The organism is Streptomyces nojiriensis, from assembly GCF_017639205.1.
Classification (GTDB): Bacteria; Actinomycetota; Actinomycetes; order Streptomycetales; family Streptomycetaceae; genus Streptomyces; species Streptomyces nojiriensis.
Map to the genome: position 1 here is coordinate 7,793,908 of NZ_CP071139.1, position 20,841 is coordinate 7,814,748.

General features: G+C 70.8%; 22 protein-coding genes, 1 tRNA gene and 2 pseudogenes. 12 read left to right on the forward strand and 13 right to left on the reverse strand.

Annotated elements, in window-relative coordinates; genetic code table 11:
- Positions 1-96: 96 nt before the first annotated feature.
- From JYK04_RS35815 to JYK04_RS35830, 4 genes are all read left to right on the forward strand, one after another.
- Positions 97-1,524 carry a dihydrolipoyl dehydrogenase family protein gene (locus JYK04_RS35815; protein ID WP_373297471.1) on the forward strand — a complete coding sequence of 476 codons (1,428 nt, stop codon included), beginning with the start codon at positions 97-99 and terminating at the stop codon, positions 1,522-1,524.
- Between the two features lie 233 nt (positions 1,525-1,757).
- Positions 1,758-2,297, forward strand: a complete 540-nt coding sequence (locus tag JYK04_RS35820) for a hypothetical protein (RefSeq protein WP_189741488.1) — start codon at positions 1,758-1,760, stop codon at positions 2,295-2,297.
- A gap of 43 nt (positions 2,298-2,340) precedes the next feature.
- Positions 2,341-4,089: an immunoglobulin domain-containing protein gene (locus JYK04_RS35825; protein WP_189741485.1), complete on the forward strand. Its 1,749-nt coding sequence runs from the start codon at positions 2,341-2,343 to the stop codon at positions 4,087-4,089.
- Between the two features lie 103 nt (positions 4,090-4,192).
- Positions 4,193-4,957, forward strand: coding sequence for a metallophosphoesterase (locus JYK04_RS35830; RefSeq protein ID WP_189741482.1), 765 nt, complete (start codon positions 4,193-4,195; stop codon positions 4,955-4,957).
- Here the strand turns inward: JYK04_RS35830 and JYK04_RS35835 are convergent.
- From JYK04_RS35835 to JYK04_RS35865, 7 genes are all read right to left on the reverse strand, one after another.
- Positions 4,930-5,283 carry a DUF2087 domain-containing protein gene (locus JYK04_RS35835; RefSeq protein WP_189741479.1) on the reverse strand — a complete coding sequence of 118 codons (354 nt, stop codon included), beginning with the start codon at positions 5,281-5,283 and terminating at the stop codon, positions 4,930-4,932. The genes JYK04_RS35830 and JYK04_RS35835 overlap by 28 nt on opposite strands.
- Before the next feature lie 172 nt (positions 5,284-5,455).
- Positions 5,456-6,106, reverse strand: a complete 651-nt coding sequence (locus JYK04_RS35840; RefSeq protein ID WP_189741475.1) for a hypothetical protein — start codon at positions 6,104-6,106, stop codon at positions 5,456-5,458.
- Positions 6,103-6,567, reverse strand: a complete 465-nt coding sequence (locus tag JYK04_RS35845; protein WP_189741472.1) for a DUF6114 domain-containing protein — start codon at positions 6,565-6,567, stop codon at positions 6,103-6,105. The genes JYK04_RS35840 and JYK04_RS35845 overlap by 4 nt, the downstream gene beginning before the upstream one ends.
- A complete protein-coding gene (locus tag JYK04_RS35850; RefSeq protein ID WP_189741469.1) occupies positions 6,558-7,190 on the reverse strand; it encodes a DUF6230 family protein in 633 nt (210 codons plus the stop codon). The genes JYK04_RS35845 and JYK04_RS35850 overlap by 10 nt, the downstream gene beginning before the upstream one ends.
- 107 nt (positions 7,191-7,297) lie before the next feature.
- Entirely contained in the window at positions 7,298-8,122 is an 825-nt protein-coding gene (locus JYK04_RS42010; protein ID WP_268254157.1) for a MerR family transcriptional regulator, read from the reverse strand.
- Positions 8,123-8,150: 28 nt separating this feature from the next.
- On the reverse strand, positions 8,151-9,353 hold the full coding sequence (locus JYK04_RS35860; protein WP_189741466.1) for a methyltransferase: 1,203 nt from the start codon (positions 9,351-9,353) through the stop codon (positions 8,151-8,153).
- Between the two features lie 61 nt (positions 9,354-9,414).
- Positions 9,415-9,765 (reverse strand): tetratricopeptide repeat protein, encoded by a 351-nt coding sequence (locus JYK04_RS35865; RefSeq protein WP_189741462.1) that lies wholly within the window; start codon positions 9,763-9,765, stop codon positions 9,415-9,417.
- Positions 9,766-9,870: 105 nt separating this feature from the next.
- Between JYK04_RS35865 and JYK04_RS35870 the strand changes: the two genes are divergently transcribed.
- Complete coding sequence (locus tag JYK04_RS35870; protein ID WP_189741459.1) at positions 9,871-10,836, forward strand: pirin family protein; 966 nt, start codon at positions 9,871-9,873, stop codon at positions 10,834-10,836.
- 308 nt (positions 10,837-11,144) lie between these two features.
- On the opposite strand, the gene JYK04_RS41600 is transcribed toward JYK04_RS35870, so the two are convergent.
- Together JYK04_RS41600 and JYK04_RS35880 are read right to left on the reverse strand one after the other, a co-directional pair.
- On the reverse strand, positions 11,145-11,420 hold the full coding sequence (locus JYK04_RS41600; protein WP_229875989.1) for a hypothetical protein: 276 nt from the start codon (positions 11,418-11,420) through the stop codon (positions 11,145-11,147).
- A gap of 426 nt (positions 11,421-11,846) precedes the next feature.
- Complete coding sequence (locus JYK04_RS35880) at positions 11,847-13,184, reverse strand: hypothetical protein (RefSeq protein WP_189741456.1); 1,338 nt, start codon at positions 13,182-13,184, stop codon at positions 11,847-11,849.
- Positions 13,185-13,841: 657 nt separating this feature from the next.
- Between JYK04_RS35880 and JYK04_RS41605 the strand changes: the two genes are divergently transcribed.
- Positions 13,842-14,267 carry a restriction endonuclease gene (locus JYK04_RS41605; RefSeq protein ID WP_229875987.1) on the forward strand — a complete coding sequence of 142 codons (426 nt, stop codon included), beginning with the start codon at positions 13,842-13,844 and terminating at the stop codon, positions 14,265-14,267.
- Between the two features lie 135 nt (positions 14,268-14,402).
- Here JYK04_RS41605 and JYK04_RS35890 read toward each other — a convergent pair.
- Positions 14,403-14,476, reverse strand: a tRNA-Met gene (locus JYK04_RS35890).
- Positions 14,477-14,673: 197 nt separating this feature from the next.
- Complete coding sequence (locus JYK04_RS42015; protein ID WP_189741450.1) at positions 14,674-14,979, reverse strand: pentapeptide repeat-containing protein; 306 nt, start codon at positions 14,977-14,979, stop codon at positions 14,674-14,676.
- 424 nt (positions 14,980-15,403) lie between these two features.
- Here JYK04_RS42015 and JYK04_RS35900 point away from each other — a divergent pair, with 424 nt between their 5' ends.
- The 5 genes and pseudogenes from JYK04_RS35900 to JYK04_RS35920 all read left to right on the forward strand — a co-directional run bounded on the left by JYK04_RS35900 (position 15,404) and on the right by JYK04_RS35920 (position 18,654).
- Positions 15,404-16,522: a hypothetical protein gene (locus JYK04_RS35900; protein ID WP_189741447.1), complete on the forward strand. Its 1,119-nt coding sequence runs from the start codon at positions 15,404-15,406 to the stop codon at positions 16,520-16,522.
- Positions 16,503-17,087 (forward strand): SDR family NAD(P)-dependent oxidoreductase, encoded by a 585-nt coding sequence (locus JYK04_RS35905; RefSeq protein ID WP_229875974.1) that lies wholly within the window; start codon positions 16,503-16,505, stop codon positions 17,085-17,087. The genes JYK04_RS35900 and JYK04_RS35905 overlap by 20 nt, the downstream gene beginning before the upstream one ends.
- Positions 17,069-17,901: pseudogene (locus JYK04_RS35910) on the forward strand (IS5 family transposase). The gene JYK04_RS35905 and the pseudogene JYK04_RS35910 overlap by 19 nt, the downstream one beginning before the upstream one ends.
- Positions 17,902-17,922: 21 nt before the next feature.
- Positions 17,923-18,186, forward strand: a complete 264-nt coding sequence (locus JYK04_RS35915; RefSeq protein WP_268254190.1) for an SDR family oxidoreductase — start codon at positions 17,923-17,925, stop codon at positions 18,184-18,186.
- A 30-nt stretch (positions 18,187-18,216) separates the two neighbouring features.
- Complete coding sequence (locus tag JYK04_RS35920) at positions 18,217-18,654, forward strand: NUDIX hydrolase (RefSeq protein WP_189747942.1); 438 nt, start codon at positions 18,217-18,219, stop codon at positions 18,652-18,654.
- A 442-nt stretch (positions 18,655-19,096) separates the two neighbouring features.
- Here JYK04_RS35920 and JYK04_RS35925 read toward each other — a convergent pair whose 3' ends face one another.
- Both JYK04_RS35925 and JYK04_RS35930 read right to left on the reverse strand, forming a co-directional pair.
- Entirely contained in the window at positions 19,097-19,531 is a 435-nt protein-coding gene (locus JYK04_RS35925) for an NUDIX hydrolase (RefSeq protein WP_189747940.1), read from the reverse strand.
- Positions 19,532-19,658: 127 nt separating this feature from the next.
- On the reverse strand, positions 19,659-20,528 hold the full coding sequence (locus JYK04_RS35930) for a phosphotransferase (protein ID WP_189747938.1): 870 nt from the start codon (positions 20,526-20,528) through the stop codon (positions 19,659-19,661).
- 163 nt (positions 20,529-20,691) lie between these two features.
- Here JYK04_RS35930 and JYK04_RS42450 point away from each other — a divergent pair.
- Positions 20,692-20,841, forward strand: a pseudogene (locus JYK04_RS42450) (DDE-type integrase/transposase/recombinase); the annotation flags it as partial.

Genomic DNA, 20,841 nt, shown 5'->3' on the forward strand with positions numbered 1-20,841 from the left:
ATGTCTCGCGGACCACACGTAGAGTGACGGGATATCAGCCCCTGACCGGGATTCCCATGGGTCCTGGTGGACCCTCTGGAACCTTGGAAGGTGTCTGTGTCGGAAGCGGTGGAGTACGACGTGGTGGTCCTCGGTGGAGGCCCGGCCGGTGAGAACATCGTCGACCGGACCCGCGCCGCCGGGCTCAGTACGGCGCTCGTCGAGAGCGAACTGGTGGGCGGCGAGTGCTCGTACTGGGCCTGCGTACCGAGCAAGGCGCTCCTGCGCCCGGCGCTGGCCCGGGCCGACGCCCGCCGGGTGCCGGGCCTGGCCGGCGCGGTCCAGGGCCCCCTGGACACGGCGGCGGTGCTCGCGCACCGCAACTACTGGACCGGCGACTGGAAGGACCAGGGCCAGATCGACTGGATCGACTCGATCGGCGCCCACGTCTACCGGGGCCACGGCCGGCTCTACGGGGTCCGCAAGGTCGCCGTCACCAGCCCCGAGGGCGAGCACCACATCCTCTCGGCCCGGCACGCGGTGGTCGTCGCCACCGGCACCCGGGCGGTGATCCCGGACCTCCCGGGGATCGCCGGGGCCCGCCCCTGGACCAGCCGTGAGGCGACCTCCGCGCAGGAGGCCCCCGGCCGGCTGCTGATCGTGGGCGGGTCGGTCGTGGCCGCCGAGATGGCCACCGCCTGGCAGGCCCTCGGCTCGCAGGTCACCGTTCTCGCACGCGGCTCCGGGCTGCTGCCGCGGATGGAGCCCTTCGCGGGGGAGCTGGTCGCCGACGCGCTGCGCGAGGCCGGGGCCGTGGTCCGTACGGGGGTCTCGGTCGAGGCGGTCGTACGGGACGGCTCGACGGGCCCGGTCAGCGTGGTCCTGGAGGGCGGCGAGACGCTGGAGGGCGACGAGCTGCTGATGGCGACCGGCCGGGCGCCGCGGACCGAGGACATCGGGCTGGACACCGTCGGCCTGCCCGCCGGCCGGTGGATCGACGTGGACGACACCTGCCGGGTGCCCGGGCACGACTGGCTCTACGCCGTCGGGGACGTCAACCACCGCGTGCTCCTCACCCACCAGGGCAAGTACCAGGCGCGGATCGCGGGCGCCGTGATCGCCGCCCGCGCGGCCGGCACCCCGCTGGACACCGCGCCCTGGGGCGCGCACACGCCGACCGCCGACACCCGCGCCCTCCCGCAGGCGGTCTTCACCGATCCGGAGGCCGCCGCCGTCGGCCTGACCCTGGCCGAGGCCGAACGGGCCGGGCACCGGGTGCGCGCGGTCGACTACGACATGTCCAAGGTCTCGGGCGCCGGTCTGTACGCCGACGGCTACACGGGCCGGGCCCGAATGATCGTGGACCTCGACCGCGAGGTCCTCCTCGGGGTGACCTTCGTCGGTCCCGGCGCGGCGGAGATGATCCACGCGGCCACCATCGCGGTCGCGGGGGAGGTCCCGATCCAGCGTCTGTGGCATGCGGTGCCGTCGTTCCCGACCATCAGCGAGGTCTGGCTGCGGCTGCTGGAGACCTACCGGGGGTGAGGGTCGGCCCCCGCGGGCCTCCCGGACACGGCCCGACCGCGCCGCACGGCGCGGTCGGGCCGTTCCGCGTTGCCCCCGTTCCCTCCGGATCCCCGGATCGGTTTTCAGAGGACCTGAGTTGACCGGCCGCCACGGAGCGGGAGATGGCGTGAAGTAGGCGTACAACCTTGATCGAAATTAGGTTAGCCTTACCTCAGTTTTACGACTTCCTGTGCCTGAAAGGTGTTCCAGTGATGCGTGCTGCCTCCCTGCCCCGTACCGCCGCCCGCGCGGCCGTCGCCGCCTCCGCCGCCGTCGCGCTCGCCGCCGGCGCGGCCGGCTCCGCCTCGGCCGCCACCTCGACGCGTACGGTCACCGACGGCGGGACCACCTACAACCTCAGCCTCACCGCGCCCTCCGCCGCCGCGGCCGCCGGTCAGAACGTCACGGTCACCGGCAGCGGCTACAACACCTCCAGGGGCATATACGTGAGCCTCTGTGCGGTGAGCGGGGCGCCGGGTGCGAGCAAGCCCACCCCCTGCCTGGGCGGTTCGGACCAGTCGGGCACCACCGGGGCCTCGCACTGGGTCAACAACGTCTTCGGCGGGACCCTGGCCAACACCTCCAAGTTCGGTACGGGCGGCACCTTCAGCGTCACCATCCACGTCAAGGCCGACCTCGGCGGCGGCCAGATCTGCGGCGAGACGGTCGAGTGCGCCATCGTCACGCGCGCCGACCACTTCAACTCCTCGAACCGCAAGTACGACGTCCACGTCCCGGTCACCTTCAACTGACCCAGCTCAGGGACCGATTCCCCGACCCGCCGACGAGGAAGCCATGACACCCCGACATCCCCTCACCCCCGGTCGTGCGGGCGCCGCCTCCGCCGCGCTCGCGCTCGTACTGGCCTCGGCCGCCACCGGAAGTCCCGTATCGGCGGCCGGGGGCGAGGGGGCCGACGTACCGCAGGGCACCGTCGCGTACCGGTCGGTGGCGCGGTTCGCCACGGCGGGCAAACCCCGTGACCTGCTGCTGCACCCGGAGTCGAAGAAGCTGTACGTCGGTTCGGACGACCTGCCCGAGACCGCCGACGTCAACGAGAGCGGACTGCACGTCCTGGATCCCGCCGACGGCAAGGTGCGCAGCACCGTCGGGCAGGCTCCCGGGCCCACCGGCACGCTCGGACGGCGGGCGGTGCGGCAGCTGCTCGCGCCGCTGCCCGGTGACGGGGCGGTCTTCCTCTATCCGCTGCGCGGCATCGGCAGCGCGAAGGACGGCGACGCCGCCGCGGCGGGCGCGTGGGTGCCGGGTGCGGCCGTCACCCACGCCACCGCCGGGCTCACCCCCTCGACGGTGCTGGTCGCGCAGGGCCCCGTACTGTCCGAGGTCGACATCGCGACCGCCGCCGTGAAGCGCTCCGTCACGCTGGAGGGCGGGGACGGGTTCGCGGTCGACGCGGCGCGCGGCACGGTCTGGTTCACGGACATCGGCAACCGCCGGATGTACCGGATCGACGCGGCCACCTTCCAGGTCGCCGCGACCGTCGAACTCCCGGCCGGCGAGGGGTTCGGCGGGTTCACGGAGGTGGACCCCGAGACCGGCGCGGTGTGGGTCGGGCTGGACTCCGCCGTCGTCGTCCACGACGCGACGGGCAAGCGGCTGGGCACCCTGCGGGGCACGGGCACCGACATGCCCCGCGCGGCGGTTTTCGACGCCACCACGCACGAGGCGTTCGTCGTGTGGCAGGACGCGGGGGACACCTCGCAGCCCGGCAGCGACAACGACGGAGCGCTCACCGTCCACCGCACCCGTGACCTCCAAGAGGCCGTGAAGCCGGTCGTACTCCCCGGGACCCACGTGCAGTCGGGCAGCGCGGCCGTAGCCGTCGAGCCCGGTGGCGCGGCCGTCTTCGTATCGGACCCGGTCGCCGCCAGGATCATCCGGCTGGAGCGGTCCACCTCCCCGCGCGTCACCCGGGGGCCCGCGGACCGGTCGGTCACGGCCGGCACCGAGGTCTCGCTCACGGCGGAGGCCGAGGGGACCCCGCGGCCCACCGTCGCCTGGCAGGTCAGTACGGACGCGGGCCGGACCTGGCAGGCCGTGGCGGGCGCCACCTCGCCGACGTACACGTTCACGGCGGCCCTCTCCGACAGCGGCCGCCGCTACCGGGCGGAGTTCGCCAACGAGGCCGGTGTGGGCCGTAGCGCTGCCGCCACGCTCACCGTCACCATCCCGCACACCACGACGGGCGGCAGCGGCGACGGCGGCTCCGCCACGACCGGGGGCACCGGCGGGACGGGCTCCACCGGCTCGGCCGGGAGCGCGGCCGGCGGCTCCGACGGCGGTTCGGGCGGTGCGGGCGACTCCGGCGGCACTTCTGGTGCTTCCGGTACTTCAGGCACCCCCGGGAGCGGCGGCGGCGGTTCGGCCGGTGCCACGGTCGGCGGCGGCGATCACAGCGCTCCGGGCGGCGGCGCGCTCGCCTCCACCGGAGTGTCGGTGGCCTCCCTCGCCGGCAGCGCCGTCGTGCTCACGGCGGCCGGGTGGGCGCTGATGCGCCGCGCACGGCAGCGCAGCACCGGCTGACGGTCGGGCGGGGGTCGGTAATGTGCAGCGGGTGGGCGGTGGTTCGGCGTGTTGAATGGGTGTCCGTTACCTCTCTTGACCAGAGACGAAGGAGACACCGCACGTGATCGTGATCGCCCACCTCAGCGACGTCCATCTCGACGGTGACCGGCGCGCGGCCGACCGCACCCGCGCCGTCATGGAGTATCTCGACGCCCTTCCCCACGACTTGGACGCCGTACTCGTGAGCGGGGACATAGCCGACCACGCCGAGGACGCCGAGTACGAGGAGGCCGCGAAACTGCTGCGCTCGCGCCACCCCATGGTGGTCTGCCCCGGCAACCACGACGAGCGCGCCGCCTTCCGCCGCGGCCTGCTGGGGGAGGGGTCCGGCTCCACCGGGCCCGTCGACCAGGTGCTGCGCGGCGAGGGCTTCGTCCTCGCCGTGTGCGACTCGTCCGTTCCCGGCGAGCACCACGGCTTCCTGGGGGAGTCCACCCTGGCCTGGCTGGACGGCGTACTGACCGACACCCCGCCGCAGGTCCCGGTCCTGGTCGCCTTCCACCACCCGCCGGTGCCGCTGCAGACCCCGTACGTGGACGAGATCCGCCAGTTCGGGGAGGAGCGGCTGGCCGCCCTCGTCGAGCGCCACCCGCACCTGACCGCTTTCCTGTGCGGGCACGCGCACACCGCCGCGGCCACCACCTTCGCGGGCCGGCCGGTGCTGGTCGCGCCCGGGGTGGTCTCCACGCTCCGGCTGCCGTGGGAGGCGCCGACCGGGTCCTCCGAGCACGTGCACCTCGACGAGCCGCCGGCCGTGGCCTTCCACGTGCTCGGTGACGACGGCCGGCTGACGACCCACTACCGAGTGGTCGCCGCCCGCCGGTAGGTACGTCCGTCAGGGGTCCGCGTGAGGCGGCCCGAGGTGATCAGATAGCGCCGCAGCGCCGAGCAGTCCTCGTGCACGGTGCGCAGCGCGTCGTTCACCTCGGGCTCCGTGTACTCCCGGTCCACCGCGAACAGGGTCTCCGTGAGGTGGGCGAGCAACTGCTCGTGCCGGGCGACCTTGCGCGGGATCACGGTGAGGCGGCCGCCGGAGAAGAGGTCGTGGACGTCCCGTCGTGGCGGGCGCGGGCGCGGGCGCGGGCGCGGGTCGGAGGCGGCGGCGGTGGCGTCGGCGGACTGCGACGACTGGTGCTCGGGGCTCTGGGACATGACGGCGAGCTTGGCCCGTCCGCGGCGGTGGCGGCAACGCATTTTCCGCATGGGGCGATCGGCCGGGCCGGCGGCGAGAAGTGACGGTCGCTCACCCCGCGACCCGCCCGGCGCCGGACACTCCGGGGCCGGGCGGGCTCGAACGGGGCCTGCGGCCGGGGACCGGCGGCGGTCAGGGACCGACGGTGATCTGCTGCGCCGGGTCGGTGGTGTCGGTCACCTTGTAGACCGCGTTGAAGGTGGAGGTGGTCGCGCTCGTCGGGCAGCCGAACCCGCCGGTGACGGTGACCGGTACGGAGACGTTCGTGAAGGTCAGCGTCGACGGAGCACCGTTGACCCAGGTACCGCCGACGTTCGCCGGGGCGGTGGGGGCGGCGGTGACCGTACAGGAGGCGAGCCCGCTCGTCTGGACCACCAGACCGCCGACCGGCAGGCCCATGGTGGCGGTGACCGGGGCGCCGTCCTGCATCGACACCGACCAGGCGCCGCCGGTGGTGACCGTGGGCGTCACTCCCCACATGCTCGAGGTGCACGAGCTGTACGTGGGCGCCGAGATCGGCGAGGACACGGGCCCGGCCGGATTGCTGTTGCCGGGGGCTCCCGGCACGCTGCCGGTGGCGACGGAGACCGTACAGGTCACGGTGACCGAACCGGCCTTGAGGGTGGCCTTCCCGCTGAGGGTGGCCTTGAACGCGTGCCCGGCCGGGGTGACGGTGGTCGACCCGGCCAGCGGTAAGGGGGCGGCGGATGCGGTGACCGAGGCGAGCGCGATGGCTCCGGCGACGGCCGTCCCGAGGGCGAGCGCGGTGCGCGTACGGCTCATGGCTGTGCTCCTTGGGGATCGTGGTGCGGGGTGGGGGGAGGGGGTGCGGCCACGACGGACTCCGCTTCTTCGGCCTTGTCGGCGTTGTCGGCGTTGTCGGTACGCCGGGCGGCGCGCGGCTGCCAGGCGAACATCAGGCCGCCGCCGAGGATGCCGAGCAGGGTGCCGATCAGGAACCCGCCGAGGTTCGACAGGACCAGAGCGGCGGTGGCGATCAGGGTGGTGAGGACACCCGCGAGAGAACGCTGAGGGGGAGAGAACCAGGCGGTGAGCCCGAGCACGATCATCACGACGCCCATCAGGACGGACGGGATCCCTGCCACCCCCTGCTGGAGCATGATCTTCAGCGGTGCCAGCGGCAGGACGCAGATCCACGACCCGGCCAGGACCGCGAACAGCCCTCCCCAGAAAGGCCTGCTGCGCCGCCACCGCCGCCAGCGCCGCAACAGGTTCAGAAGCATTCCTTCTTGCCCTTGCTGACGTCCATGCTGAGCCCGGAGAGCTTGAAGGTGCCGGCGTTCGTCGCCCACGCCGTCTGCTGGAGATCGGTGATGCTGACCGTGTCGGCCTGCTGGGCGAAGAGGTCCTGCATTCCCTGGGCCTCGGCCGGGCCCTTGTCGAGGGTGGAGGCGTCGCGCCCGATCTCGATGTTGCTGAAGACGGCGTCGCCCGCGAGCTGGGTGGCGTCGACGAAGAGGTTGCTCGCCTCGACCGGGGTCTTGCGTCCGGCGGTGAGGTTGAGCGAGATGTCCCCGATCACCGGGAGCGAGGTGACCACGGACTGGCAGAGGCTGTGGAGCTTGGCCTCCCGGATGGCGGTGACGGCCACCGGGATGAGCTCCTGGCGCGCATTGACGTCCACGCTGCCGTACTGGGCGAAGCCCTCGCCCTCCAGGCTGCTCGCCGACACCTTGAACTGCTGTCCCGACACGGCGAACGAGGCGGCCAGCACGCCCTGGGCGAGGGCGATGCCGAGGCCGGCGGTCACGGCCACGGCGGGGATGGTCAGGACGGCGAACCGGCGCCAGCGGACACGGCCGGAGTCATCGTCGGAAGGGTCGGATAAATGCGGGGAACCGGTCATGGGAGCGTCCCTTATTTCGGCTGTGCACCGTTGTTACCGACGAGTTGAATGTAAGAGTGCCAATGGGGGTTGGCAAGGTTGTGCGAGTGCACCCTTTGAGCCGACTCCTACTGCTCCGTACGCAGCAGTTCGGCGACCTCCGTGTCCACCCGCCGGGCCATCGCCCGCGCGAACTCCGTGGCCACCACCTCACCGGCCACCGGCCGCAGAGCCGCCACCGCCGCCGTGATGTGCTGCAGCTGTGTGGCCGAAAGCCGCTCCAGGCCTTCCGGTCCCGCCGGTCCCGCCCGTCCCGCCGAGCCGTCCACGCCCGCGGCGTCGATCACGTACCGCCGGAAGAGCCCCACGAACCGGTCCGCGACCGCTGCCGCCTGCGCCTGTACGAACTCCCCGGCATCCAGGATCTCGGCGAGCGGCACCCCCTGCCGCACCAGCGCCAGCGTCGACTCCAGCAGCCGGCGGTTCGGGTACGTGACCAGGTCCCCGTCGATGGTCACGTAGCCGAGCTCCGCCGCCCGCCGGGTGTCCGCGGCGGTCGCCGTCGGACCGAACAGCTCCCGCAGGTCGCCCCGGGTCAGCGTCACCGGCTCCTCCTGGACCCAGTCCCGGGTCATCTCCCGTTCCAGGCCCAGCAGTTGGGACAGGCCGCCGCCCTGTTCCCAGGCGTGCAGGAGCTCGGCGATGCCGTTGACCGTGTAGCCGCGCCCCAGCAGATCGCTGATCAGGCGCAGCCGGGTCAGGTGATCGTCGGAGTACCAGGCGATCCGGCCCTCCCGGCGTGGCGGCGGCAGCAGCCCGCGCTCCTGGTAGTAGCGCAGGTTGCGCACCTTGACGCCGGCCGCGCGGGCCACGTCCTCGCGGCGGTAGCGCCCGCCGCTCCCGCCGCCGCTCCCGCCGCCGCTCTCGCTTCCGTCCTCCACCTGGCTGCTCACGCGCCAGAGTGTAGGAGCTACCGGAAGGTCACATCGGCCTCGGACGATCCTGCTTGACCGCCCGCAGGACCACGAACTTCGGCTCGCTCGCGACCACTTCGCTGTTGCCGAACAGCCGGCGCAGATGGGTGTGGTAGCCCATGTGCCGGTTGGCGACGATCCACAGCTCGCCGCCCGGCCGCAGCACCTTGCGCGACTGCGCGAACATCCGCAGCGCCGTCGCGTCCGTCGTGGCCTGGTGGGAGTGGAAGGGCGGGTTGCTGAGCACCAGGTCCACCGAGCCGGGGGAGAGCATCGCGACCCCGTCGCCCACGTGGAACTCGGCGGTGCGCCGGCCCTCGCGGATGTTCGCCCGGTAGGTCGCCCGCGCGGATTCGACCGCCTGGTAGGACTCGTCCGTGAACACGACCTCGGCGTCCGGGTCGTGGACCTGGACGGCCGTGCCGACGACGCCGTTCCCGCAGCCGAGGTCCACGACCCGGGCACCGTCGGTGTTGGTCGGCAGGTTCTGCAGGAAGAAGCGGGTGCCGACGTCGAGCCGGTCGGCGCAGAAGATCCCGGCGTGGTTGACGACGGACAGGCCGGAGGCCGACCCGGCGTCCTCGTCCACCGTGTACGTCAGCGGCCAGGGCCCGGCGGACGCGGGACGGGTCGCCCCGGGGGTGCCCGGCGTGCAGAAGATCAGCCGGGCCTTCTTCTCCGCGAGCGAGGTCTTCGTAGGGCCGAGGATCTTCTCGAAGAGGCGCAGCGTGGAGGTGTGGATCTCCTTGACCATGCCGGTGCCGACGACGACGGTGCCCGCGTGCACGTGCGGGGCCAGCCGGTACAGCTGGTCCTCCAGCAGCGCCAGGCTCTTGGGCACGCGCACCAGCAGGACGTCGATCCGCTCGGGCGGCGGGTCCTGGGTGGTCAGCAGGGTCACCGTCGACTTGGACGTCCCGATGCCGGCCCGGTCCAGGTTCGCGGCGGTGGCGGCGCGGGTGAGGGCGGAGTCGGTGATCTGCGTCGGGTGGTACGCGGCGAGCGCCGTCGTCAGCGTCCCCCAGCGGTCCCCGAGCACGACGATCCGGCCGGCGGCGGCCAGGTCCACCGGCCCGCGTTCCCCGGTACCGGAGTCGAGGTGGCGCAGCAGGTACTCGTCGGCGGCGTCCCAGGCGCGGAGCCGGTCGCGCGGGTCCTCGGGGAAGCGGGTGAGCTCGTAGGAGCCGAAGGGTGTGGTGAGGTGGTTCATATGGGGCCCAGGCTATCCGAGCCGAAGGCCCGACCCCGCATGCGCGGGGCCGGGCGGCACGCTACTCGGGGAACTCGCCGGCCATGGCGGCCGCCATCCGCAGGTAGGGGCGGGCCTCGGTGGCCCGGCCGAGGCGCTCCAGGGTGCGACCGAGCATCAGCTGTGCGTAGTCCTCCACCGGCCAGCGCTCCAGGATGGCGCGGAGCTCGCGCTCGGCGCGGGAGAGCTGGGCGGAGTGGTAGTAGGCGCGGGCCAGCAGCAGCCGCGGCGCCAGCTGCTCGGGGGTCTCGCCCGCCAGCGTCTCCAGGATGCGGGCGGCCGTCGCGTACTCCTTCGCGTCGAAGAAGAGCTGGGCGCGCGCCCAGCGCTCGGCTGCCGTCCCGTGCTCGAAGTACGTCGTCGGCGCGTTCATCGCGTCCCTTCCGCCGTTCAGGTGATCTGTCCGCTGCCTCCAACACACCCCGGCCGTGGAACATTCCGCTCTCCACCGGCACCCCCTCGGGGCTAGGTTGTCCGCATGAGCAATCTCGATCGCCAGCCCGCTCTCTCCGCGTGCGGCGGCCGCGGCTTCGTCGTGGCCGAACCGGTGCGCGAGCTCCTCAGCCCGCGCACGGTCAGGCTCGGAGAGTCCACCGAGGTCCGCCGGCTCCTGCCCAACCTGGGTCGCCGCATGGTGGGCGCCTGGTGCTTCGTGGACCACTACGGCCCGGACGACATCGCCGACGAGCCCGGCATGCAGGTCGCACCGCACCCGCACTCCGGGCTCCAGACGGTGAGCTGGCTGCACGAGGGCGAGGTGCTGCACCGCGACAGCGTCGGCAGCCTGGAGACGATCCGGCCCCGGGAGCTGGGCCTGATGACCTCCGGCCGCGGCATCAGCCACTCGGAGGAGAGCCCGCGCCCGCACGCCCGCTTCCTGCACGGCGCCCAGCTGTGGGTGGCCCTGCCGGACGCCCACCGCGACGTCGAACCGCACTTCCAGCACCACGCCGACCTCCCGCGGGTGACGGCCCCGGGGCTGACGGCGACGGTGATCCTGGGCAGCCTGGACACGGCGACCTCGCCCGGGACGGCGTACACCCCCATCGTCGGCGCGGACCTCGCCCTCGCGGCGGGCACGGAAACCCGCCTCCCCCTCGACCCGGACTTCGAGTACGCGGTCCTGTCGATGTCGGGCGAGGCCCACGTGGACGGCGTCCCGGTCCTCCCGGGCTCGATGCTCTACCTCGGCTGCGGCCGCACCGAACTCCCCCTGCGGGCGACCTCGGACGCGGGCCTGATGCTCCTGGGCGGCGAGCCGTTCGAGGAGGAGATCGTGATGTTCTGGAACTGGATCGGCCGGAGCAACGAGGAGATCGTCCAGTTCCGCAAGGACTGGATGGAGGGCACCCGCTACGGCGAAGTGAAGGGCTACGACGGCCCTCCGATCCCCGCCCCGCAGCTCCCGCCGGGGCCCCTGAAAGCGCGCGGACGGATGCGCTGACCTGCGCTTTTCCGCAGTAGGTCGACCGGCCGACATCAGCCGCGGAGAGGCCGTATCCCGTGCGGAGACCGTTCCGGCGGGGCGAGCGACGGCGTGCTCCGAGAGGCCGTCTCCGGGCCCTCGACGTTTCCCAGGTATGACCAGCTGGGGTCAGCTTTGCCAGGACCAATGCTGACCCAATGCTGACTTTGGTGAGAGTTCGTCAGGTTTGCTGGCGTCCCGCCATGGGGCTCTCGGTGGCGTTCGAGGCCCGGCGCTGCTCGGTACAGCATGTTGTACCGAGCAGCGGGTCTGGCGGGGTGCTGGGTTCAGGCGGCGTCGCTCGCGACGGGCGGCCGCCTCCGCGGGCCGAACGTGGAGTCGAAGGTGCGACAGCGTGTCGTAGGCACGAGCAGGTACGGCGCCCCTGAACCTGCGATCGAGTGGGGGCCGGTCTGTCCAGCGGCGAGGGCGTCGTACGGGGTGAGGACGTCGAGGCTGCCGAACACGTAGTAGAGGGGCAGCACGGTCCACGCGACGAGCTGGAGGTGTGCGCGGACCGCGGCGCTTTCGATGGCGTGGCGGTGCGTCGCCCGACTGGTCATGTGGCCCTCCTTGGCAGCATGGAGGTCGGGAGTCCACCGAAGGGAGCTGTCCGTCCCTCGGAGTGCGGCTTGAACAGGGTGGGTGAGGACTCATTGACCCCACGGGTTGACCGCCCATCCGCGCGCGGTCAGTTCCTCGGCGATGCGCTGCTCGTGGGCGTCCCCCACGGCCTTCCTCTGCTGAAAGCTCGGCATGCTGTGAAGTGTTGCGCACCTCGCTCCAGGCAAAACAAGGGGCGGATGCAGACCGGCCAGGCGCAACCCCGCAGAACCCGTCTCGCTGTGTCCGCCTGTGTCCGCCTCAGTCCAGCTGTGTTCGGCTGCGTGCGGACAACAATGGCCGGAAGTAATCCACGCCTGGTCCTACTTCGCTCCGAGGCCTTCGGGGAGTTGTCCCGCTCCCCGAAGGCTGAACGGTGGTTGCGGTCAGCTGAGGCGGAGGCGGCGCAGGGCCATGACGGTGCCGTCGGGGTGGAGGGAGACGGGGCCGCGCCAATTGGCGTCCCAGGGGTCGGAGTCCCAGGAGTCGCGGAGGGTATGTACCTCGTGGCGGTACTGCTCGACCCTACCGTCGCGGAGGTGGTCGAAGAGGTCTTCCGCGAGGCCGGAGAAGGCCTCCACCCGGACGCCGTTGAGGCGGAAGACGTGGTCGGTACCCACGAACTTCTTGCCATGGATGGTGTGGGTGACGTCTTGGACGATGCCCGTTCCGGCGTGGGTGAAGGCCTCGAAATGGCCCTTGCCCTGGCGCTTGGTCAGGTACTGAGCAGTGGGTTCGCCGCCTCCGGTGAAGGCCATCAAGCCCGCGGCGTCGGCCTGGGCGAGCACCCGGCCGAACCAGCTGCACTCCTCGGGACGCACGTGGTAGCCGACCGGCGGTTCCTCGTGCGGGTCGGTGGGGGCGTCGATGCCAGGGGCGATGCTGCGGTCCTCGACCGGAGGGTCGAGGCGGAGGTCCTTCGCACCCCAGAGGGTGCCGTCGCCCGGAGCCTGGAGCAGGTAGAGAGTGATGCTCTCGCTCTTCTTGGGGAGCGTGGTGCCGAAGACGAAGGTCGGCGTCTCGTTGTACGGGCCGATGTGGATGCCCTCTACGTCGGCGGAGGCCGTGGCGAGCTGCTTGTGTACCTGCGTGGCATGGCCGTGGGTGCCCTTGCACGTGACCGGGATGACCCGGGACGGCTCACCGGGCTTCCACACCTCCAGGAAGAAGGCCGGCCGGCGCGGGGCGCTGCTGCGCCCGGCTTCCTTGCCCGTCAGCGTCCAGCCGGCCCGCATGGCTATCTCGGCGTCGATGACCGAGACCGAGTGGTCCGGGTACTGCGCCGCGAGTACGCGTCGGGCGAGTGCCAGCGCGAAGCCGATGCCGAGCTCGCCCGACTGAGTGGCGGCGTAGTGGCGCCTGGGGTTGCGGCCCTCGGTGGAGAGCGCCATGTAGCGGCCGTCGTTGCCGGTGAGGGCCTGGCAGTACTTCAGGCTGGCCCAGTGCTCGGCGAGCCCTCGCCCCGCGCCTTGGCGGGCGAGGACGTTGGCCCGGCCCAGGGAGTGCAGGACGTCCCAGGGGGTGAGTTGGAGCGAGATGCCGAGTGGCTTGATGGGTAGGGGCCGGAGTTCTGGTTTGCGGCGGAGAGGGGCCTGGCCCTTCTCCCGCTTGGCCTTGTCGTCCGCGGTCGCGGCTTTCGCAACGCTGCCCGCGAGATCCGATGTCGAGTGAACGGCCACGTTCCACGGCTGCGCGAGATCCCTCAGCACGTCTGCTCGCTTCAAGCTGCTTTCCCCCTACGTTCGTACGGGTGATACAGGCCAACGTCGCAAGCTACGTGGGGGAGTAGGGGCGCATGAAGGGCGTAAGCGCGCACATCGCCGATGTCGGCCCCCACCCTTGGGTGGGGGCCGACCAGTCAGGCGTTGACCTGTGCTACGTCGACGGCGGCGTTGCATTCGGGACTCGTCCGGTACGGGCAACGGCCCGAGAGGATGACCATCGGCATTCCCCGGCCTCGGCCGCGGGGACATCCGGGTCGTCGTTATGCACGCGCCCGGCCCGTCTAGTGGGCGGCCCGCAGGGATCGAGCCATGGCCGACGGGCGCCCTTACTGGCACGCGTCGCCTTGCCCAGACTGCTGATCGGAGATGGGGAGGTATTGGGTGGCGGTACGCAAGAGGCGCCGGTCGGCATCACGGAAGCGTCGGGAGGCTCGGCTCAAGGCGGGCGCATGGGCCGGCGTCGCGGTCCTGGCGTTGCTCCTGACGTTCTGGTCGGCCATCTGGCCATACCTGCTCGGACTGTTGCTGCTTGGGGCTGTCGGTGGTGGCACTTGGTGGCTGTGGAGGACGGACCGTCTCATCCGGGGCAGTGACCGGCGGTGGCGTCACGAGGACGCGGTCAACGTCGGCCATCGAACGCTTGCCGAGGTGGACCTGATGGACGGCACACAGTTCGAGGATTTTGTGGCCGATCTCTGCAGGCGGGACGGATGTACGGAAGTCCGCCGCGTCGGCCGCACGGGTGACGACGGCGCCGACGTACGCGGACGCCTGCCCGACGGCCGCACCATGGTGATCCAGTGCAAGCGCTACCACCCGAAGCGAAAGATCTCCAACGGAGAGGTCCGCAACCTCCTCGGCTCGCAAGTGCACTTCAAAGCCGAGGTCGCCGTCTTCGTCACCACCACGTACTTCAGCGGCCCCGCCGAACGCTGCGCCGTGCAGAACGCTGTCGTCGCCGTCCACCGTGACCACCTCGGCCTGTGGAACAACGGAGCGGCGCTCCCGTCACTCACAGCGGTGAACGGAGCCGGCCAGGGAGACCGCCGACACCGCGCCCTGCGCAAGAACACGTACGAGTAGCGCTGCTTGCGTTCCGCCTGCCGTGCTCGGAAGGCAGGGGGGGTATGAAGGGCGTAGCGCGTACCCGGAGAACGTCGGCGCCGTGTACAGCAGAAGGGCCCGGATCCTGTACGGGATCCGGGCCCTTCTGAGCAGTAGCGGGGACAGGATTTGAACCTGCGACCTCTGGGTTATGAGCCCAGCGAGCTACCGAGCTGCTCCACCCCGCGTCGATGCCTCCACCATACGGCACCTTTGGCCTGGGATTCGCCAGGTTTTCCTGCCCGACGTGCTGTCGCAAGCGCTCGCGGCTTTCAGGGGCAATCAGGGTCCGGGGCGGGTGGTCCGGACGGTGGCGATTTCGCAGCGGGCGCGGAGGGCGGACGGGTCGCCGGCGGCAATGTGCAGGGGCACGGGTCCTCCTGGGTCAGACGTCCCCGATGGTGATGTCGAGTTCGCTCACAAGGGCTTCGGCGAGGTCGGACTTCTGGCCGCGGTCGATGCGCACCTTGGCGAGGTTCGCGACGCCGCGGATTGCCGACAGATCGTTCTCGCGCATGTCGGTGTTGCGGTAGCGGCCCGTGCCGAACTCGGTGTGCCGGAGCGTGCAGTCGGTGAACACGACGTCGGACAGGTCGCAGTCGGAGAACGTGGCCTCTGTGAGAAGCAGCCGATGAAGGCCATAGGGCCGGCGACGCGGACCTTCTGGAAGGTGGCAAAGTCGAACTTGCAACCCTCGAACAGCACGTCATCGAGCACCAAGCCGTCCAGGGCGGCGCCCATCAGCTTGCAGTTCCGGACGTGGACTCGAGTCAGCTTGCTCCCAGTCCAGCGTGCAGTGCCGAGGTCCGTCGCTGATCTCGACGCTGTGGAGGTTGACTGAGCATCCAGGCCGCCATCGAGATCCGCCGCCAGCTCCTCAAGGGAGCACCCGACCTCCGCGACCTCTACAAGGTCACCGCGCTGCTCGCGAAGATCCAGCTCCGCTTCAGTGGGATCGAGTGCCCCTCCGACGGCGACGCCCTCGCCGTCCTCCTTGACGCCAAACGGCAGGACACGAGTGCGATCACCGCAGCCCGCCCCGAGCGGCCCGCCGCAGAAACGCTCGCGACCCTCGTTCTCCAGAGCTGGCTGGACACCATCCCCGCGGAGAAGCAGTGAGCGCGAGTACCAGGCGGGCCACGGCGACAGTGGGCACCTTCCCCAAACCAGTGGGGACCCGTGAGCAGGCCGAAGCCGAGGTGAAGGGATGGACGCGGCTCGCCTCGCGCATTTCGGTTCCGGCCCTTCACGGGGAGGTCGCGTTACCGGACAGGCGCCTCCTCGCCTACGAGGACGTCTTCGCCACCGGCCGGTGCGAGGTGCTGATGGGCGACGTCATCGCCCTGGCCGACCGGGACCCGGCCGTGCTGCCCCGCTTGGACCGCCTGGTGGACGGCGTCTGCGCTGACCTGCGGGCGGCGGCCGAGGAGACCGGTAAGCGCGTGCCGCTGGCCGACTGCGTTCCGGACCTCTACCTGGACCGGATCCGCCCCGGCGGCCGGTTGGACCGCTGGTACCTGCGCCGTGACCTGCCGATCGCCCTGCCCCACACCCACATGACCGTCACCCTCCGGGAGCTGGCCGACTACACCATCACCGCCAACGGCAGGCGGCTCACCTTGAACGTCGCCGACACCATCGACAGCCTCCGCCACTCCCTGGCTCCCGACCGCCTCTGGCTCGCTGGTCTGACCCAAGGCGACACCACAGAGCCCAACATCGCCGACCCGCTGTGCTGGCTCGACTTCGAATTCGCCGGACGCAACACCGCAGCGGGCGAGGCCGCCAACCTGATCTGGTACCTGATGGCCCTGGGCGGCTGGCTCGTCCCCCGCTACCAGCCCGACGTCTACGCCCGCAGCCTCCGCCTCGCCCTGCCGCCCCTGACCCGCCCGCGAATCGAACACCTGGAGCTGAACGAGGGCAGGCGGCACATCGACGTCCGGTACTTCTGGGACACCGGCCCCGGTCGTAGTGCGGCCGTCACCCGGGCCCTGGGCGGCCTTCGTGGCGAGGGCGGCAGCGGTCTGGAGGAGATCCGCGCGTTCCTCGCCCTGCGGATCCTCGGGGTGATCCCGGCCTCCCGGCTGACCGGACACGACCTCCTGCTCGTACTGATCAACCTCGCCGAGAGCCAGGACCCGCTCACGGCGATCGGCACCTTTTTCACGACGACACAGGCCCCTCACCGCAACTCTGGCGAACGGAGCAGCAATGTCCCTGCCCCTGCTTGAGACCCCTCTCCAGACCCGACCGCTCCAGGGCCGCACCGCCCTCGTCACCGGCGGGGCCACTGGCATCGGTGCCGAGATCGGACGCGCGCTCGCTGCTGCCGGCGCGACCGTCGCGGTCAACCACCTCGGCCAAGACCCCGATGCCCACGCCCTCCTCGCCGCCTTCGAGCGAGACCGCAGCCCCGGGATCGCGGCGAACGCCGACCTCGCCGATCCCGGCGCCGTCCAGACCATGGTCGACCTCGTCCGTGCCGAGATCGGCCCCATCGATATCCTGGTCGACAACGTCAGCTCCTACCCCCGCGTCCACTGGCAGGACACCGACGAGGCCGCCTGGAGCTACTCCCTCGACGTGAACCTCACCGCCCACTACCGCACCTGCCAGGCCGTGACCCCCGGCATGGTCGAACGCCGCTGGGGCCGGATCGTGAACATCGGCAGCGTCAACGCCCGCGCCGGCCGAACGAACCTCGTCGCGTACAGCACCGCAAAGGCCGGGCTACTAGGGCGTGTCCGCAATGTCGATCGGTCGTTACTCCGTTCGTGGTGCGACGTCATGAACTGACCGATCAGGCCTGGGAAATCATCGGACCGTTACTGGCTCCGCCCCGGATGGGACGTCCGGTGCGGGACCGGCGGCAGGTCCTCAACGGCATCCTGTGGAAGCTGTCCACGGGTGCTGCCTGGCGGGACCTGCCCGAACGGTATGGGCCGTGGAAGACGGTCTACGAACGGTTCCGCCGCTGGTCGGCGGACGGAACCTGGGACCGGCTCCTGGCCCACGTCCAGCAGCACTCGGATGCGATCGGCGAAGTCGACTGGTCGGTCGTCTGCGTCGACTCGACGATCGTGCGGGCCCACCAGCACGCTGCCGGAGCCCGAAAAGGGGGCCCTGGACCGGTGAGGCACTCGGCCGGTCCCGAGGCGGACTGAGCACCAAGATCCACCTCGCCTGCGACGGCCGGGGCCGCCCTCTCGCGTTCACGCTCACCGGCGGGAACGTGAACGACTGCACGCAGTTCGAGCCGGTCATGGCCCGCATCCGCATCAAGCGGTGCGGGCCGGGTCGGCCCCGGACCCGACCGGAACGGGTGGTCGGCGACAAGGGCTACTCATCCCGCAAGATCCGCTCCTACCTGCGCAAACGCGGCATCGCCTGCACCATCCCCAAACGCGTCGACCAGATCAGCGGACGGCGTCGACGCGGAGAGAGCCTGTGCCGTCTCGACCGTGAGGTCTACCGGCGCCGCAACGTCGTCGAACGCTGCTTCAACCGGCTCAAGCAGAACAAGGCCCTCGCCACCCGCTACGACAAACGAGCCCGCCACTACAAAGCCCTGGTCACCCTCGCCTGCCTGCGGCTATGGCTCCCCGGCTGACATTGCGGACACGCCCTAGGCCTGACCCGCTCTCTCGCCCGCGAACTGGGCCCGTACGGGGTCTGCGTCAACACGGTCATGCCCGGCGCCATCCAGGTCGAGGCCGAAAACGCCATCCCCGCCCAGCACCTCGCGCGCCCGGAGGACCAGATCAAGCGCCAGTGCGTCCCCCGCCGTGGCCGGCCCGAAGACGTCGCGGCCCTGGTGGTATTCCTCGTGGGCCCCTCCGCCTCGTTCATCACTGGCCAATCCATCCACGTCGACGGTGGCTGGCTGCTGCACTGAGACCGTCAACAAGCAAGGAGACAGACCGAAATGATCGAACGAGTCCGCGCCGTCCTCGTCACCGCTGACGACACGATGCTGGTCATCCGTCGCACCAAGCCCGGCATCCCGGTGTACTGGGTCCTGCCCGGTGGTGGTGTCGAACCCAGCGACGAGTCCCGGGAGGCCGCCCTTCACCGGGAGATCCACGAGGAGATCGCGGGGAAGGCCGACATCGTCCGGCTCCTCCACACGATGGAGTCCGACGAGGAGCGTCAGCTCTTCTACCTCGCCCGCATCGCCACCTGGTCCTTCGACGACCGCACCGGTCCCGAGTTCAGCGCCGAGGGCCGCGGTGAATACGCGCTGGAGGAAATCCCGCTGACCGTCGAGGGGCTCGACGGCATCGACCTCAAGCCCGAGGAGATCGCCCACGTCCTCCGGGGCGCCATCGGCGTCGGCGCCCTTCGGGCAGAGGCTGCGAAGTAGCTGTCCGTCTTTGTGGATTGCCGTCGGGACCAACGCCGAGGTGCGTCGGCCCCGACGGCGCCACGGTGCGCGCTGCTGGTCGCTGTGAGCTGCTCGGATTGGGACGGGCGTGGTTGTTGGCTGCCTGAGGGCAGTATCCCGCACCCCGAGGACCTGGCCGTCACCGTGCAAGGGGCCTACGCCGGAGCGGCCGCACATTGAATCGCGCCACCAGGCCTCGGCATGACCGAGGTGCTGGGTGCCGGCCAGTCAGAGGTGGTGCGCTCAGGACCAATCGAGGAACCTGTGAGTGATGTGCCCGAGCACTGTATCCCTGGCCGGAGCCGCATCGCGCCGCGGTCCAGCTCGATGGTCAGCGCTGCGCTCGACCTGGTCCCGTGTCGGTCCACGGGATCAGTGGTCGAGACGGCGCAGTAGCGCACCTCAACCCGTCAGACACGCTCTAGTCGGACAGACGCCCCAGCAGCGCACCCTGGCCGGACTGGAGAACGTGCGCGGCCTCCAACGGGATCCAGAAGCACTCGAAGTAGGTTGGCTCCTGCTCGACGTCGTGGTCCTCCTGGCTCATCCACCGCTCCGGGGTCGGCTCGGTGAGCTCCAGGTGGAAGACGTGCCGGTGCTGGATCTCGAACCGGTACGGGCTGATGTCGTACTCGGTCTCGCCGAGCTTGCGGACGATCTTGAATTCCGACAGACTGGTCTCCTCGCGGGCCTCGCGCAGAGCGGCGGCTTCCGGCGTCTCACCGGGGCGGACGCTGCCTGCGGGCACCTGGATGCCGACCTCCTCGTAGGAGTAGTCGGTGTGGCGGAGCACCAGCAGGTGTCCGTCACGGACGACGTAGACGAGGACCTTCTCCTTCGTAACCTTCTCAGGCAAAGCGGCAACCTCCACTCGGTTCAGGAACTGATTCGTGGGCCAGGCCCGGTGGAGGCCGGGACTCTCTACCCCGTGGTCGGTGACCATTTCAGCTGTCCGCGGACCGGCGCAGGCGTGCGGCTGATCTTCACCTGCCTGGGGTGGGCTGAAGCTCGCCCACCAAGCGCTCGGCCTCACTTCGGGCCGGCGCCAGCAGCGGATCTCCCTCGTAGGAGGAGGATCCGACGATCTTCGAGAGAAAGAAGAGTGACATCAGCTTGCCGTCCCGGCTCTCGAGGTCCGCTCGTCGCTCCTGCCGGACGCGGTCCGCGAGCGTCGGGACAGCCAGGGCGTTGCCCCACAACGTTGCGGCGTCCAAACCCCGGGGCGCCATGCCCCAGTCCTCCCAGTCGATGATGGAGAACTCCGGTCCCATCACGTTGGCCCAAGTCAGGTCAGCATGAGCCGGCGCCCATCGCTCGATCTCTGTGTCGGCGAGGCCGGGGAAGGCCTCCGCTAGGGTCTGGGTCACCTGCTCCTGCGTGATCGTCACCGTGTCCGGGGTCGCGAGCCGCGGTGTCCGCTGTGCGGCAAGCGCGTCCAGCGAACCATTCAGTGCTTCCCACCACGCATCCGGCAGGCCCGGGTCATCGAGCACCAGGGCGCTCCTTCCGACAGACGGCGACGTCATCAACTCCAGCTCATCAGCACGCCACATGACCGGCTCGCCGCGCTCGCGCCATGCCACGCCTTGGTACCACTCGGGCATCGTGACCCCTTGCAACACGGCTGCGGCCTCGGTCCCGTTCCAGCCCTGCGGGCCGATCCGCTCGAATCCCCGTCGCTCGATGCGCACCCAGGTACCCTGCTCCGTACGGCTGCCCAAGGAACGGCGCTTGCGGACCAGCGCATGCCGGTCCAGTCGTACGTGCAGGGCCTGTTCCACTCGCGCCAGCACGTCTTCCACTGGCTGGCGGCGCAGGTCCACCTGGGCGGCAATGGGCAGGGATCCAGTCATCACGACCTCCTCGGCGAACGGGCGACCGTAGCAGGAACAGGCCCACTGGCCTTGAGGCGGCCGTAGGTCTTGGTGGTCTGGTTGACCTGCTCGGTGATCCGGTAGACATCGCCGGCGACGAGGTGACAGGGCCGCAAGCCGCTGGTGCGGCGACATCACCCAGATCCCCACCGGTCAGGGCTGGCTCTACCTGGCCACCGTGATCGACATCTCCACCCGCAGGGTCCTCGGCTGGGCCACCGCCGACCACCTCGGTGCCTCCCTGGCCGTCGACGCGCTTAAAGCCGCCTGGCGTCGGTACCGCCCCCGCGAG

What these genes read in the sequence shown, in the direction of transcription:
- JYK04_RS35835 (WP_189741479.1), bottom strand. Translation starts at nt 5,283, where the DNA reads ATGTCCCAGAGCCCCGAGCACCAGTCGTCGCAGTCCGCCGACGCCACC.
- JYK04_RS41600 (WP_229875989.1), bottom strand. Translation starts at nt 11,420, where the DNA reads ATGACCAGTCGGGCGACGCACCGCCACGCCATCGAAAGCGCCGCGGTC.
- JYK04_RS35850 (WP_189741469.1), bottom strand. Translation starts at nt 7,190, where the DNA reads ATGACCGGTTCCCCGCATTTATCCGACCCTTCCGACGATGACTCCGGC.
- JYK04_RS35920 (WP_189747942.1), top strand. Translation starts at nt 18,217, where the DNA reads ATGATCGAACGAGTCCGCGCCGTCCTCGTCACCGCTGACGACACGATG.
- JYK04_RS35865 (WP_189741462.1), bottom strand. Translation starts at nt 9,765, where the DNA reads ATGAACGCGCCGACGACGTACTTCGAGCACGGGACGGCAGCCGAGCGC.
- JYK04_RS41605 (WP_229875987.1), top strand. Translation starts at nt 13,842, where the DNA reads ATGGACGGCACACAGTTCGAGGATTTTGTGGCCGATCTCTGCAGGCGG.
- JYK04_RS35870 (WP_189741459.1), top strand. Translation starts at nt 9,871, where the DNA reads ATGAGCAATCTCGATCGCCAGCCCGCTCTCTCCGCGTGCGGCGGCCGC.
- JYK04_RS35820 (WP_189741488.1), top strand. Translation starts at nt 1,758, where the DNA reads ATGCGTGCTGCCTCCCTGCCCCGTACCGCCGCCCGCGCGGCCGTCGCC.
- JYK04_RS35930 (WP_189747938.1), bottom strand. Translation starts at nt 20,528, where the DNA reads ATGACTGGATCCCTGCCCATTGCCGCCCAGGTGGACCTGCGCCGCCAG.
- JYK04_RS35825 (WP_189741485.1), top strand. Translation starts at nt 2,341, where the DNA reads ATGACACCCCGACATCCCCTCACCCCCGGTCGTGCGGGCGCCGCCTCC.
- JYK04_RS35905 (WP_229875974.1), top strand. Translation starts at nt 16,503, where the DNA reads ATGTCCCTGCCCCTGCTTGAGACCCCTCTCCAGACCCGACCGCTCCAG.
- JYK04_RS35840 (WP_189741475.1), bottom strand. Translation starts at nt 6,106, where the DNA reads ATGAGCCGTACGCGCACCGCGCTCGCCCTCGGGACGGCCGTCGCCGGA.
- JYK04_RS35860 (WP_189741466.1), bottom strand. Translation starts at nt 9,353, where the DNA reads ATGAACCACCTCACCACACCCTTCGGCTCCTACGAGCTCACCCGCTTC.
- JYK04_RS35845 (WP_189741472.1), bottom strand. Translation starts at nt 6,567, where the DNA reads ATGCTTCTGAACCTGTTGCGGCGCTGGCGGCGGTGGCGGCGCAGCAGG.